The 13,211-nt window shown below is 45.4% G+C and carries 15 protein-coding genes and 1 other RNA gene; 12 read left to right on the forward strand and 4 right to left on the reverse strand.

From position 1 onward, the window contains the following. The first annotated feature begins 137 nt into the window (after positions 1-137). The 7 genes from rplM (at position 138) to sspB (ending at position 5,129) form a co-directional block, all read left to right on the forward strand. Positions 138-566 carry a 50S ribosomal protein L13 gene (gene rplM / locus ACXABW_RS02525; RefSeq protein WP_252029495.1) on the forward strand — a complete coding sequence of 143 codons (429 nt, stop codon included), beginning with the start codon at positions 138-140 and terminating at the stop codon, positions 564-566. Between the two features lie 15 nt (positions 567-581). Next, positions 582-974 (forward strand): 30S ribosomal protein S9, encoded by a 393-nt coding sequence (gene rpsI / locus ACXABW_RS02530; RefSeq protein WP_252029496.1) that lies wholly within the window; start codon positions 582-584, stop codon positions 972-974. A gap of 326 nt (positions 975-1,300) precedes the next feature. Continuing rightward, a complete protein-coding gene (gene petA, locus ACXABW_RS02535; RefSeq protein ID WP_252029497.1) occupies positions 1,301-1,894 on the forward strand; it encodes a ubiquinol-cytochrome c reductase iron-sulfur subunit in 594 nt (197 codons plus the stop codon). Continuing rightward, positions 1,894-3,159, forward strand: a complete 1,266-nt coding sequence (locus ACXABW_RS02540) for a cytochrome b (RefSeq protein WP_252029498.1) — start codon at positions 1,894-1,896, stop codon at positions 3,157-3,159. The genes petA and ACXABW_RS02540 overlap by 1 nt, the downstream gene beginning before the upstream one ends. Beyond that, positions 3,156-3,893 carry a cytochrome c1 gene (locus ACXABW_RS02545; protein ID WP_252029500.1) on the forward strand — a complete coding sequence of 246 codons (738 nt, stop codon included), beginning with the start codon at positions 3,156-3,158 and terminating at the stop codon, positions 3,891-3,893. The genes ACXABW_RS02540 and ACXABW_RS02545 overlap by 4 nt, the downstream gene beginning before the upstream one ends. Positions 3,894-3,991: 98 nt before the next feature. Continuing rightward, positions 3,992-4,627: a stringent starvation protein SspA gene (sspA, locus tag ACXABW_RS02550; RefSeq protein WP_252029502.1), complete on the forward strand. Its 636-nt coding sequence runs from the start codon at positions 3,992-3,994 to the stop codon at positions 4,625-4,627. Between the two features lie 10 nt (positions 4,628-4,637). Beyond that, positions 4,638-5,129 carry a ClpXP protease specificity-enhancing factor gene (sspB, locus tag ACXABW_RS02555; protein WP_265686426.1) on the forward strand — a complete coding sequence of 164 codons (492 nt, stop codon included), beginning with the start codon at positions 4,638-4,640 and terminating at the stop codon, positions 5,127-5,129. Between the two features lie 46 nt (positions 5,130-5,175). Here the strand turns inward: sspB and ACXABW_RS02560 are convergent, their stop codons facing one another. The 4 genes from ACXABW_RS02560 to ACXABW_RS02575 are packed head-to-tail and all read right to left on the reverse strand — an operon-like array spanning position 5,176 to position 8,484. Beyond that, positions 5,176-5,727: a BON domain-containing protein gene (locus ACXABW_RS02560; protein ID WP_457523855.1), complete on the reverse strand. Its 552-nt coding sequence runs from the start codon at positions 5,725-5,727 to the stop codon at positions 5,176-5,178. Positions 5,728-5,729: 2 nt separating this feature from the next. Continuing rightward, a complete protein-coding gene (locus tag ACXABW_RS02565) occupies positions 5,730-6,320 on the reverse strand; it encodes a phosphoheptose isomerase (protein WP_252029508.1) in 591 nt (196 codons plus the stop codon). Positions 6,321-6,323: 3 nt separating this feature from the next. Further along, the gene (locus ACXABW_RS02570) at positions 6,324-6,692 is read right to left on the reverse strand and encodes a YraN family protein (RefSeq protein WP_252029509.1); all 369 of its coding nucleotides are present in this window, start codon (positions 6,690-6,692) and stop codon (positions 6,324-6,326) included. Continuing rightward, complete coding sequence (locus ACXABW_RS02575) at positions 6,679-8,484, reverse strand: penicillin-binding protein activator (RefSeq protein WP_457523857.1); 1,806 nt, start codon at positions 8,482-8,484, stop codon at positions 6,679-6,681. The genes ACXABW_RS02570 and ACXABW_RS02575 overlap by 14 nt, the downstream gene beginning before the upstream one ends. Before the next feature lie 68 nt (positions 8,485-8,552). On the opposite strand from ACXABW_RS02575, the gene rsmI reads away from it, so the two are divergent. From rsmI to ACXABW_RS02600, 5 genes are all read left to right on the forward strand, one after another. Next, positions 8,553-9,416 carry a 16S rRNA (cytidine(1402)-2'-O)-methyltransferase gene (rsmI, locus tag ACXABW_RS02580; protein WP_252029513.1) on the forward strand — a complete coding sequence of 288 codons (864 nt, stop codon included), beginning with the start codon at positions 8,553-8,555 and terminating at the stop codon, positions 9,414-9,416. A 110-nt stretch (positions 9,417-9,526) separates the two neighbouring features. Then, positions 9,527-9,932: RNase P RNA component class A (gene rnpB, locus ACXABW_RS02585), an RNA gene on the forward strand. A 249-nt stretch (positions 9,933-10,181) separates the two neighbouring features. Continuing rightward, positions 10,182-11,132: a 16S rRNA (cytosine(1402)-N(4))-methyltransferase RsmH gene (gene rsmH, locus ACXABW_RS02590; protein WP_457523858.1), complete on the forward strand. Its 951-nt coding sequence runs from the start codon at positions 10,182-10,184 to the stop codon at positions 11,130-11,132. 13 nt (positions 11,133-11,145) lie between these two features. Further along, on the forward strand, positions 11,146-11,463 hold the full coding sequence (gene ftsL, locus ACXABW_RS02595; protein WP_457523859.1) for a cell division protein FtsL: 318 nt from the start codon (positions 11,146-11,148) through the stop codon (positions 11,461-11,463). Beyond that, entirely contained in the window at positions 11,460-13,196 is a 1,737-nt protein-coding gene (locus ACXABW_RS02600) for a penicillin-binding transpeptidase domain-containing protein (protein ID WP_252029520.1), read from the forward strand. The genes ftsL and ACXABW_RS02600 overlap by 4 nt, the downstream gene beginning before the upstream one ends. The last annotated feature ends 15 nt before the right edge of the window (positions 13,197-13,211 follow it).

A 13,211-nucleotide genomic window follows, 5' to 3' on the forward strand; every position in this document is an offset into this window, starting at 1 on the left:
TGCTGGCCTCTAGTTATAGAGATTTTGTGTAACTATGCCGAGAGTTGCCAACACTCGAAGGGGTGATGAATGGGGCTCTTAGACAGTGGGAACTAACTGTTCCTTAAGTGTAAATTTTTTAATAGGTAATTATTAGCATGAAAACTTTCGTTGCTAAACCAGAAACTGTAAAACGCGACTGGTACGTTGTAGACGCTGAAGGTAAAACTCTAGGTCGTCTTGCAAGTGAAATCGCTTCTCGCCTACGCGGTAAGCACAAAGCTGAATACACTCCACACGTAGACACTGGTGATTACATCATCGTTGTTAACGCGGAGAAAGTTACTGTAACTGGTAACAAGGCTAAAGGTAAGATTTACTACCGTCACACTGAATTCCCTGGTGGTCTAAAATCAATCAGCTTCGAGAAGCTAATTGATCGTAAGCCAGAGATGGCGCTTGAACTAGCTGTTAAAGGTATGTTACCACGTGGTCCTCTTGGCCGTGCTATGTACCGTAAGCTAAAAGTTTACGCTGGTACTGAGCACAACCATGCTGCTCAACAACCAACTGTACTAGACATCTAATTGGGGATTATGAAAATGGCAGAGAATCAATACTACGGCACTGGCCGTCGCAAAAGCTCAGCAGCTCGTGTTTTCATCAAACCAGGCAGCGGTGAGATCGTAATCAACAAGCGTAGCCTTGATGTTTACTTCGGTCGTCCAACTTCTCGTATGGTTGTTAAGCAACCTCTAGAGCTAGTTGAACTAACTGAGAAACTAGACCTTTACATCACTGTTAAAGGTGGTGGTATTTCTGGTCAAGCAGGTGCTATCCGTCACGGTATCACTCGCGCACTAATGGAATACGATGAGTCTCTACGTCCTGCTCTACGTGCAGCTGGTTACGTTACTCGCGACGCTCGTTGCGTTGAGCGTAAGAAAGTTGGTCTACGTAAAGCACGTCGTCGTCCACAGTTCTCTAAGCGTTAATCTTCAATTCGAAGATTACGCTCCAGTTTCGACTGGTTTGTGGTTCAAAAGCCTGGCAAATATGCCAGGCTTTTTTGTTTTCTACGGCAAACAAAATCCCGCCCCCATTAATATTTCGTAATCCTTTCTTTTAATTATGTCCCTTTTGTGACCTAACGAGCGAATTGCTTTATGGATGTTACAAAAAGGTAGCTTTATCTTGTCAAAAAGTAGGGTTTTATTTATCATTTGCCATCAAATAAATACAACTAAATTCGTATTTTGTTAGCCATGCTCTGTAAGCGGAATAACAATAATCCAAAAGGAGCAAATGGGAGAATGTTTGGATGAGCAATGCGCCTTTAAATAACGGTCGCAGACGTTTCTTAACCGCAACAACAGCTGTTGTTGGTGGTTTAGGTGCGGCTGCGGTTGCCGTGCCTTTTATTAAATCTTGGAACCCAAGTGAAAAAGCGAAAGCTGCCGGTGCCCCTGTTGAAGTTGACGTCAGTAAACTTGAAGAAGGGCAAATGGTTCGTGTTGAGTGGCGAGGTAAACCTGTATGGGTTGTACGTCGTGCTCAGTCTGTTGTTGATGGTCTTAAAGAGCTGGATGGAAAATTACGCGATCCGAGCTCTGGTGAAGAACAACAACCAGAATACGCACAAAACGCTTACCGCTCCATTAAGCCAGAGTACTTTGTAGCAGTTGGTATCTGTACTCACCTTGGCTGTTCCCCAACGTACTTACCAGATAGCTTTAGCGAGCAAGTTCAAGGTGTTAGGTCTGGTTTCTTCTGCCCTTGTCATGGCTCTAAGTTTGATATGGCTGGCCGTGTATTCCAAGGCGTTCCAGCTCCACTTAACCTAGTCGTTCCAAAACACATGTACTTGAGTGATACCAAGATCATCATCGGTGTTGACGAAACAGGGGAGGCATAATGCAAGCTGTACTTGATTGGGTAGAAAAACGTCTACCGGCAATGAACGCGTATAAGAAGCACCTTTCTGAGTACCCAATGCCAAAGAACTTTAACTTTTGGTATTTATTTGGCTCGCTAGCGATGCTTGTACTGGTTAACCAAATCCTAACGGGTATTTGGTTGACGATGAACTATGTTCCTTCTGGGGAAGGTGCGTTTGCATCTGTTGAATACATCATGCGTGATGTGGAATACGGGTGGTTACTGCGTTATATGCACTCAACAGGCGCATCTGCGTTTTTCGTTGTTGTTTACCTGCATATGTTCCGTGGTTTGATCTATGGTTCATACCAAAAGCCTCGTGAGTTACTGTGGGTTTTCGGTATGCTTATTTTCCTAGTGCTAATGGCTGAAGCATTCATGGGCTACCTATTACCTTGGGGACAAATGTCTTACTGGGGTGCTCAGGTAATCATTTCGTTGTTTGGTGCGATTCCTGTCATTGGTGATGACCTAACACTATGGATCCGTGGTGACTATGTTATCTCTGGTGCGACACTAAACCGTTTCTTTGCTCTTCACGTAATTGCACTACCAATCGTTCTACTGCTTCTTATTGTGCTGCACGTATTGGCACTACACGAAGTAGGCTCCAACAACCCAGACGGTATTGAGACTAAACTACCGAAAGGCAAGATGGGTGACGATTATAAGACTCAATTTAAGTTCCACGATTACTACTCTAAGAAGTACGATATCATCGACTCAATTCCATTCCATCCGTACGGTACAGTTAAGGATATGGTAGGTGTTGCTGGCTTCTTGTTCTTCTTCTGTTATGTGCTGTTCTTTAACCCTGAGATGGGCGGCTACTTCCTTGAGCCACCTAACTTTGAAGCAGCGAACCCACTGAAAACACCAGAGCACATTGCTCCTGTTTGGTACTTCACTCCGTTCTACGCAATTCTACGTGCGGTTCCGGATAAGCTACTTGGTGTTGTTGCAATGGGCGCGTCGATTGCAGTGCTATTTATTCTACCGTGGTTAGATCGTTGTAAAGTGCGCTCTTACCGCTACCGTAGCAAATTCCATCTGTTTAACATTATTCAGTTCACCATCAGCTTTATCGCGTTGGGTATTCTTGGTGCGCTTCCAGCAACACCAACATACACACTACTAGCGCAGATCTTTAGCTTAGGTTATTTCATGTTCTTCGTACTACTGTACTTCTACAGTAAGAATGAAGCGACGAAACCATTACCAGAGAGGGTGACATTCAAATGAAAAAATGGATTGTAATTTTATTTGCAATGCTGCCATCTCTTGCAATGGCAGCCGGTGCTAACGTACCACTTGATAAAGCAAACAACGATTTGACTGACCAAGCATCACTTCAAAATGGCGCAAAGCTGTTTATGAACTACTGTTTCGCGTGTCACTCAACTCAGTACCAGCGTTACCAGCGTGTTGCTCGTGATATCGGTATCCCGGATGACCTACTTAAAGAGAACTTGATCTTCGATCCTGAAGCTAAAGTGGGTGATCTAATGGTTAACGCCATCCCGCAGGAATCTGCGGCGAAATGGTTTGGTGCTCCACCACCGGATCTAACATTGGTTGCTCGTGTTCGTGGTACAGACTGGTTGTACACTTACTTGCGCTCATTCTATGAAGATCCATCTCGTCCATTTGGTGTGAACAACGTAGTCTTCCCAAGTGTTGGTATGCCACATGTTCTAGAGGAACTACAAGGTATTCCAAAACCTATCTACGGCACTAAAGTTGTTGAGGGTGAAGAAGTTCAAGTGGTCGTTGGTGTAGAAGCTGACGGTACAGGTGAACTGAACGCAGAAGAATATGACAACGCTGTTCGCGACTTGGTTAACTTCCTTGAGTACTCAGGTGACCCAGTGAAGCTAGAGCGTCATGCACTAGGCTGGTGGGTAATGGCATTCTTAGTGCTATTCACTATTGTTGTTGTGTTGCTTAAGAAAGAGTATTGGCGTGATGTGCACTAATTGTGCTACCATACCGTGCTAATACCTAATTTTTAATGTTTACAATGGAGGCTTAGCCTCCATTGTTTTTTATATCTGTAAGTGTGCTGGAGGGCTCCATGGCTGTAGCTGCCAATAAACGTTCTGTAATGACTCTGTTTTCAAGTGCATCTGATATGTATAGCCATCAGGTTCGTATTGTACTAGCTGAAAAAGGCGTAAGCGTCGAAGTTGAGTTGGTTGATGAGGCAAACCTGCCTGCGGAACTGATTGAGCTAAACCCGTATAAGACAGTACCAACATTAGTTGATCGTGAGCTAGCGCTGTACGACTCAAAAATCATCATGGAATATCTCGATGAGCGTTTTCCTCATCCACCATTGATGCCTGTTTACCCTGTTGCTCGCGGTAACAGCCGCCTAATGATTTACCGTATTGAACGTAACTGGTACTCATTAGCCGAGAAAGTAGTAAAAGGTAACGCTGAAGAATCTGAAAATGCGCGTAACAAGCTTCGCAATGATTTACTAACACTTGCGCCAGTATTTGCTGAGTACGAGTACTTCATGAGTGAAGAATTCAGCTTGATCGATTGTTACCTAGCTCCGTTATTGTGGCGTTTGCCTCAATTAGGTATCGAGTTGGTAGGCCCAGGTTCAAAAGAGCTTAAAGTTTACATGAACCGCGTATTTGAACGTGATTCATTCCTTGCTTCTTTGACTGAAGCTGAGCGTGAGATGCGCTTATCTCGTTAATGGTTGTTTGATGGATATTTCCAAAATGACACCTCGCCGACCATATATGCTACGTGCATTTTATGATTGGCTGGTTGATAACGATTTAACTCCGCACTTGGTTGTTGATGCAACTATGCCTGGTGTTCGAGTACCGCAAGAGTTTGTTCAGGACGGTCAAATTATCCTGAATGTTGCCCCACGAGCTGTAGGAAATTTAGAACTTGGTAATGAAGCGATTACGTTTAGTGCTCGCTTTAGTGGGCGCCCTCACTCTGTGATAGTTCCTTTGTATGCGGTTCAAGCTATTTACGCCCGTGAGAACGGTGCAGGTACTATGTTTGAACCAGAAGAAGCATATGTTGGTTCGATTGAAGAGGAAGAGCCAAACGATTTGTTTGAAGAAGATGTGGCTGCTCACTCCCTTTCAAGTATTGAAGGAGAGCCAGAGTTAGAAACAGAAACTTCTGACGATGAGCCTCCAAGGCCTAAAGGCAAGCCGAGCTTACGCGTGGTTAAATAAAAAAAGCAGCGATATCGCTGCTTTTTTTGTGCTTGTTTGCGGAGTGTTAGTTGCTGTACTGGAATGCTCGAACCACTTTTTTTACACCAGATACGTTACGAGCAACCTCTGTCGCGATTTCGGCATGCTGTTGAGATACGTAGCCTAGTAGGAATACTTCACCATCTTCCGTAATTACCTTAACGTTCGCACCACTCAACTCGGATTTAGTCAGCAATGCGGATTTCACTTTAGTGGTTATCCAGCTGTCTTGACTAACGTTACCTACACTCAATGGCGCTTTAATTCGTACTTGATTATGGATGGTTTTGACACCTTTAACTTTACGCGCCTGAGTCTCAAACTCGGTTAGCAACTCTTGTGTTCTCGACTGCCCCATTAGAATCACTGTGCCTTCAAATGAGCTCGCTGTAATACTCACGTTACCACGGTAAGGTGGTTTATTACTTAAACCAGCGACTTCGAAGTCAATATTGTTATCGCTCCAAATTTGGTTCATGCTGCGCGGATCACTGGCTGTGTTTTCAGCGCTAGAGCCCGCACAACCGGCTAATGTTATGAAAATGAGCAGTAAGCTCGATAATTTAAGTATCTTCATAATTACTCTTCGTGGGCTGGAAACAAGACTTGGTCGATTAAATCACACAAGCAATGTAGCGTGACCATATGAACCTCATGAATGCGAGCGGTACGGTGTGATGGGATCCGGATTTCAACATCGTTCTCGCCAAGAAGCCCTGCCATCTCACCACCATCTTTACCGGTAAAGGCGATGATAGTCATATCACGTGTTACTGCCGCTTCCATCGCTTTGATGATGTTTTTACTGTTACCACTGGTGGAAATGGCTAACAGTATGTCACCTGGTTGGCCGAAAGCGCGTACTTGTTTCGAAAAAATCTCTTGGTAGTGGTAGTCGTTTGCGACGGCTGTGAGTGTGGTGTTATCGGCTGTAAGAGCCATTGCTGGTAAACTTGGACGCTCGGTCTCAAAGCGATTTAAAAGACAAGAAACAAACTGTTGTGCATTGGACGAAGAGCCACCATTGCCGCAGCAAAGGATTTTATTGCCGTTGAGTAAACTGGCAACCATGGCTTGAGCAGCATGGGTAATAGCATCAGGAAGCGCTTCTGCTGCTGCGATTTGAATTTGAATGCTTTCTGTAAAACTGTCTTTAATGCTATCTAGCATTGTTTATCCTTGAGTTATCGCGTTTTTATACCATTCGATTTGTTCACCTTGTTGCTGGATAGCAACGATATCAAATCGGTAATCCGTTGAATGAACTGACAAGCCTTGTTTGAGTAACCATAAGGTCGCTGCTTTAATCAGCTTTTTCATTTTGCTAGCCGTGACGGTTTCTACGGCCAGTCCATGTGTTGTTCGCGCTCGATACTTAACTTCAACGAAGACGATGGTCTCTGCATCCGCCATGATGAGATCGATTTCACCTGCCTTAGTGTTGAAGTTTCTCTCAATAGGTCTAAGACCGCAACCCGTTAAATAGGTTTCGGCTACGGTCTCATAGTGATTGCCAGTACTACGTCGGCTAAATAGCCTCACGTTTCGCCCAGCTAATTTCACGTTGAACAACGCACTGTTCGTCAATACTCAGTACACCTGTTTGGCCTTGAACGGTGTAGTCGGCGACTACCTTCATTTGAGGTAACTCTTCCATCAGCTGATAGGCATCCATCCCTAGAGCTTGTAAGCGTTTCTCTGCGTTAGACCCTTTAGGCCAAAGTGCATCCATCTGAGCTTTTAATGCCGTGTCTGGTTGAATCAGCAGAGGAATATCACTGTACTCAACGCCGGTTAGATCTTCGTACTGGGTAGCACTGCTGTTACTACGCGAGTTTGAAAATAGCTTAGGCGGTTGTGTGTCTGGGTTAATTGCGACTTCAATGAATGGCTTGATAAGAGTAAGATCCGAGCTTTTAGCAACAATGTAGACAGAGTCAATGTCACGGCGGCTGCGTGGCATGCTTTCTAGTGACATGTCCATTAAGCTATCCATTTGCGCGATACGTTGCTGGCTTTCTTGTAAACCAAACACCGAGTTGATGTTTCTCTGTAGTTGGCGTTTATCACCGAACAAATTTACGGCCACTTTATTGTCGCTGTGTTTTTTCCATTCCTTATCAAAGGACTCTACAACTCGTTCACCTAATCGTCCTTGTGGAGCGAGTATAAGTGGATACTCAAAACCTTGCTCTGCTAGGTGCTTAGCCGCTTGAGCTACTTCCTGCTCCGGTGATAGGGCTAGGTAACAGGTATTCGTGCCTTCTTCTACTGACTCTGGGATATTTAAAGCTAGTGTTGGAATTGGCTGAGAAAGGTCATCTTGTACCTCTTCAAGCATTTCAACATTTGCCTTGGTTAATGGACCAACCACAAAGTCGATGTTTTTCTCAAGTAACGTAAGCTTTAGCTGATCAGGTGTCAGCTGATTTGTGTCCAAAATAGTCAGCGTTGCTTCTGAGTCTTTTTCGTCATCGTTCATCATAGCCATGATGAACCCATCACGGATTAGCTGAGCTTGCTTAGCGAATTTTCCTGATAGGGGGAGTAGCAAAGCCGTATTTGTTGGCTTAGTGATCTCTAAAGCAAGAATATCTTGGATCGATTGCGGCGTATGTTGAGCGGCTGGGTGATCAGGGTTTTCTGCTAGCCAGTTCTCCAGAGCGTTTTTTAATTGGGGAACATTACTCGCAAGAGTTTTCATATAAACAGCCAGCTGTAACCAGCCATCAAGAATATCTTCTTCTGGTGCGGTATTTAGGGCGGTAATTTCAGATTCGTTGTAGAGGCTGAAATTATCCCATATGAGCGCTGCAGTATCATCTTGCAGTTCTTGGCTTTGGTATTGGCTAAGAGCGACTAGCTCTCGGTTGGCTGAAAAATAACGATGTAATTGAGTATACAGGTCAGCTCTCAACTGGTGATAGTCTTTCCACTGTTCATTTGGCAGGGTCCACTGTGGCTGAAAATTTAGCTGACCGAGTGCTTGGTCATATTGACCATCTAGCTGCAGTAACTCAGCTCGTGCTAACTGCCATTCTGCCTGCTGGATCTCAGATAAGGGCTGCTTAGCGATGCGCTGTGTCAGCCTTTGGGCTAGCTCAAAATCTTGGTTATCGACAGTGGCTTTCAGCGCCATAATCAGCCAATCAGTTTGTAAGCTTCCTTTACTGCTGTCAGCTTGCATTAGGTAAGATTGAGCCGATTTAACCGGATCGAGCGTGATATCTACGTAAGTCGGTGCTGCGGGTTTAGACGAACAAGCAGCCAATGTAATTGCGAGTGCAACAGGAGTTAGTAAGCGTGGTACACTGATTCTCTTATGGTTCTTCATAGCCATGAGTTCTTAACTTGTAAGTGTAAAATTGTCTCTATATTAATCGTTGAAGTGATGGTAAACAAATGACAGATAACAAAACATTGCCAGCAGAGATCCCAACTCTCTATATTGTTCCGACTCCTATTGGCAATTTAGGTGATATCACCCAACGTGCAATTGAAGTCTTATCGAGTGTGGATGTCATTGCTGCGGAAGATACTCGTCATACTGGCAAGTTGCTTGCTCACTTCAATATTCAAACTAAAACATTCCCTTTGCATGATCACAATGAACAGCAGAAAGCACAAGTATTAGTTGAGCGATTACTAGCAGGCCAATCTATTGCCTTGGTGTCCGATGCGGGGACACCGCTGATTAGCGATCCAGGGTACCATCTTGTCAATAAGTGTCGTCAAGCGGGTGTTAAAGTTGTGCCATTGCCAGGTGCTTGTGCGGTCATCACTGCGTTAAGCGCATCAGGTTTACCGTCGGATCGCTTCAGTTTTGAAGGTTTCCTTCCTGCCAAGAGCAAGGGGCGTAAAGATAAGTTTCTTGAAATTGCTAAAGCTGAGCGTACCTGTATTTTTTATGAATCGCCGCACCGAATTACGGATTCGCTTAAGGACATGTTGGAAATCCTTGGACCTGACCGAGAAGTCGTTTTGGCTCGGGAACTAACAAAAACCTTTGAAACTATTCAAGGCAAGCCATTAGGTGAGCTTATTGAGTGGGTACTAGCGGACGAAAACCAACAACGTGGTGAAATGGTACTTTTGATCCACGGTCATAGAGAGAGTGCCGAGGACTCTTTACCGGAAGAGGCAACACGTACTTTGGCAATTCTGACTAAAGAGTTGCCTCTGAAGAAAGCCGCTGCTATGGCCGCAGAAATATACAATCTCAAGAAGAACGCTTTATATAAGTGGGGGCTTGAGCACTTAGATTAATACAGCAATGCTGCTTGTTTAGTGTAAAAAAGCATCACTTAGTGCATGCCTTTCAGCATATTTGTGATCTTGCTAGACACTGTTAGCGCTTATCTATACAATCCGCCTTCGGAGTTGAACGGGTAATCGCTGCTTCATTGATGTCCTTAGGGAGACTGATGGAGGGGAGGAACGTCCGGGCTCCATAGAGCAGGGTGCCAGGTAACGCCTGGGGGGCGCGAGCCCACGACAAGTGCAGCAGAGAGAAGACCGCCGATGGCTCAATTTTCTTTTTCTTCGGAACTAGGAATGAGTACAGGTAAGGGTGAAAGGGTGCGGTAAGAGCGCACCGTGCGACTGGCAACAGTTCGTAGCAAGGTAAACTCCACCCGGAGCAAGATCAAATAGGCCCTCGCATAGCATTGCTCGTGTTTGGGGGCGGGTAGATTGCTTGAGCCTGTGAGCGATTGCAGGCCTAGACGAATGGTTACCACCGCGTAAGCGGGACAGAACCCGGCGTATGTGTCAACTCCACCCATTCGAGACCCATCATAACCTCCCGTTATGATGGGTTTTTTGCTTTTAATTGACGAAATAAATTTCGTAAGCACTAAACTTAGCGCAATATCACGAGAAGCCTGATTCGAAAGGTGGAGATATGGCGTTAAATCAGTACACTGATACTAGGGTCTGTTGACCTTTCGAACGAAATTTAACCAAGAAAGTTCAATAGACCCTAATAGCTAGCGTTTTACGCGAATTCAGCACCAGCTTGATGAGATAACGATGACCGAATCATTCCAACACATATCTGTACTCCTTAATGAATCTATTGATGGGCTCGCTATCAAACCAGATGGCACCTACATTGATGGAACGTTTGGACGTGGTGGGCATAGCCGCACTATCTTATCTAAGCTAGGTGAAAATGGTCGCCTGTTCAGTATTGACCGTGATCCTCAAGCGATTGCCGAAGCACAAAAGATTGATGATCCTCGCTTTACTATTATTCACGGCCCATTTTCTGGTATGGCGGACTATGCCGAGCGATACGACTTAGTCGGTAAAGTTGATGGTGTACTGCTGGATTTAGGCGTGTCATCCCCACAGTTGGACGATGCAGAGCGTGGCTTCAGCTTTATGAAAGATGGCCCGTTGGATATGCGCATGGATCCAACATCGGGTATCCCAGTGTCACAATGGCTATTAGAAGCTGATCTTGATGATATTACCTGGGTGATTCGTGAGTTTGGCGAAGATAAGCATGCTCGCCGAATTGCTAAAGCGATTGTCGCGCATCGTGACGATGAAGAAAAAGAACCGCTGACTCGTACTAGCCAGTTAGCAAAGCTGATTTCAGAAGCAGCGCCGAAAAGCTTTAAAGAAAAGAAGCACCCTGCGACACGTGCATTCCAAGCGTTTCGTATTTACATCAACAGTGAATTAGAGGAAATTGATACCGCGCTTAAAGGTGCTGCCAGTATTCTAGCACCACAAGGTCGTTTATCTGTGATTAGCTTCCACTCGTTGGAAGACAGAATGGTGAAGCGATTTATCCGCAAAGAAAGCAAAGGGCCAGAAGTGCCACACGGTATCCCTCTGACAGAAGACCAAATCAAAGCGTTAGGTCGCGCCGACTTGAAGGCGGTAGGGAAAGCCATTAAGCCGTCAAAACAAGAGGTTGAGCTGAATACACGTTCAAGAAGCTCGGTATTACGCTTAGCTGAAAAACTGTAGTGAATCGATACCGATGAGTAGAAAAGTGCCTAACTTAGCAAAATTAATCGCACAGGATTTAATTACTGTTGGCCGAGTGCCGATGGTGTTGTTAGTGCTAATTTTTGCCAGTGCAATGGGCGTTGTGTTTGTCACTCATCATTCTCGCCAGGCCATTTCTGAAAAAGATCAGATGTTATTAGAGCGTGATCGATTGGGCAGTGAATGGCGCAACCTTATCCTCGAAGAAACCGCATTAGCCGATCACAGTCGGGTGCAAGCTCTTGCTAAACGAGAGCTTGAGATGAAGCGCCCAGATGCAGACAAAGAAGTGGTAATCAATCTGCAATGACCAAGAGTAAAGCCAAAACCAGTGTAAAAGCGAAAAAAACTCCAGCGAAAGAAACCCCTATTCTGATTCGTTGGCGCTTCCATTTAGTGCTGTTCTTTCTGTTTTTAGCCTTTGCTACGTTAGTCGCTAGAATTGGTTATATTCAAGTTATTGAACCTGACAACCTCATTCGTCAAGGTGATCTGCGCTCAATTCGCGCCAAAACACTTCACTCTGCACGAGGCATTATTTCAGATCGTAATGGCGAACCGCTTGCTGTTAGTGTCCCTGTTGAAGCGGTTTGGGCCGATCCTGCAACTATCTTCAAAGAAAATAGCTTGGAAGACCGCGACCGCTGGTACGCCTTGGCTGATGTACTTGGGCTTGAGCGGGATGCTTTGGTTGAGCGTATCGAAAATAATAGTAAGCGCCGCTTTATCTACCTTCAACGCCAAGTCAGCCCAGCCATGGCGAACTATATTCGTGAGCTGAAATTAAAAGGGGTAGGGTTAAAATCAGAATCCCGCCGTTACTACCCCGCAGGGGAAGTCAGTGCTCACATTATTGGTGTAACCGGAATTGATGGCCATGGCCTTGAAGGCGTGGAGCGTAGCTATGACAAGTGGCTGACCGGAGAAGCGGGTAAACGCATTATTCGTAAAGACAGATACGGCAGAGTGGTTGAAAACATCTCGTTGGAAGAACGAGAAGAAGGTAAGCCTCTAGAGCTGACCATCGATCAGCGCCTGCAAGCCATTGCCTTCCGAGCCATAAAACAAGCTGTGGCGGATTTCCGTGCAACCTCTGGTTCAGCCGTTCTGTTGGATGTCAAAACAGGCGCGGTCTTGGCGATGGTTAACGCCCCTTCATATAATCCAAATAATCGCTCAGATCTTCAATCGTTTAAGATGCGTAACCGAGTGATTACGGATGCTTTTGAGCCCGGTTCAACAGTGAAGCCATTTGTTGTACTCGCGGCGCTAGAGAATGGTGTGGTGGATGAAGATACTGTAATCGATACCGGCAATGGCATTATGCAGATTGGCGGTAGCCGAGTTCGTGATACCTCAAAGGTTGGCAAGGCTGACCTTACCACTATTTTGAAAAAGTCCAGTAACATCGGTGTGGCGAAAATGGCCTTGGACATGCCGCTTGAGGCTTTGTTGGGAATGTATAGCTCCGTGGGCTTTGGTGAAGTATCAGGCTTGAACTTGGTCGGTGAAACGACAGGTATTTTCCCTAATCGCCGTCGTTGGTCAAAGTTTGAAATCGCGACCTTAGCGTTTGGTTACGGCCTTACCATTACCCCACTCCAGCTTGCACACGCTTATGCGACATTAGGCAACTATGGTAAATATCAACCCGTCCATATAATCGAGAATAACCAACAAGACTTGTCGCGCCAGGTGATTGACCACAACATTGCTAAGCAAGTGCTGGAAATGCTGGAAACCGTGACTCAGCCGGGCGGCACAGCGACCAAAGCTGCGGTTCCTGGTTATCGGGTGGCGGCAAAAACCGGTACCTCCCGTAAAGCGATAGCTGGTGGTTACGGTGATGAATATTTTGCCTACACGGCAGGTGTAGCACCTGCAAGTAACCCGAGAGTTGCGCTGGTGGTGGTGGTCAATGAGCCGCAAGGTGACAACTACTATGGTGGTTCGGTTGCTGGGCCTGTTTTCTCTGAAATTATGAAAGGTGCATTGCAGATCATGAACATTGCACCTGACGAGAATAAATTTAAAAGCGAATGATTAAGCGAGAAGTAG

It is taken from the genome of Vibrio paucivorans (assembly GCF_054053395.1).

Coding starts and splice junctions, on each gene's coding strand:
- rpsI (WP_252029496.1), top strand. CDS start 582: ATGGCAGAGAATCAATACTACGGCACTGGCCGTCGCAAAAGCTCAGCA.
- rsmI (WP_252029513.1), top strand. CDS start 8,553: ATGACAGATAACAAAACATTGCCAGCAGAGATCCCAACTCTCTATATT.
- ftsL (WP_457523859.1), top strand. CDS start 11,146: ATGAGTAGAAAAGTGCCTAACTTAGCAAAATTAATCGCACAGGATTTA.
- sspA (WP_252029502.1), top strand. CDS start 3,992: ATGGCTGTAGCTGCCAATAAACGTTCTGTAATGACTCTGTTTTCAAGT.
- rplM (WP_252029495.1), top strand. CDS start 138: ATGAAAACTTTCGTTGCTAAACCAGAAACTGTAAAACGCGACTGGTAC.
- ACXABW_RS02560 (WP_457523855.1), bottom strand. CDS start 5,727: ATGAAGATACTTAAATTATCGAGCTTACTGCTCATTTTCATAACATTA.
- ACXABW_RS02575 (WP_457523857.1), bottom strand. CDS start 8,484: ATGAAGAACCATAAGAGAATCAGTGTACCACGCTTACTAACTCCTGTT.
- rsmH (WP_457523858.1), top strand. CDS start 10,182: ATGACCGAATCATTCCAACACATATCTGTACTCCTTAATGAATCTATT.
- ACXABW_RS02565 (WP_252029508.1), bottom strand. CDS start 6,320: ATGCTAGATAGCATTAAAGACAGTTTTACAGAAAGCATTCAAATTCAA.
- sspB (WP_265686426.1), top strand. CDS start 4,638: ATGGATATTTCCAAAATGACACCTCGCCGACCATATATGCTACGTGCA.
- ACXABW_RS02600 (WP_252029520.1), top strand. CDS start 11,460: ATGACCAAGAGTAAAGCCAAAACCAGTGTAAAAGCGAAAAAAACTCCA.
- ACXABW_RS02545 (WP_252029500.1), top strand. CDS start 3,156: ATGAAAAAATGGATTGTAATTTTATTTGCAATGCTGCCATCTCTTGCA.
- petA (WP_252029497.1), top strand. CDS start 1,301: ATGAGCAATGCGCCTTTAAATAACGGTCGCAGACGTTTCTTAACCGCA.
- ACXABW_RS02540 (WP_252029498.1), top strand. CDS start 1,894: ATGCAAGCTGTACTTGATTGGGTAGAAAAACGTCTACCGGCAATGAAC.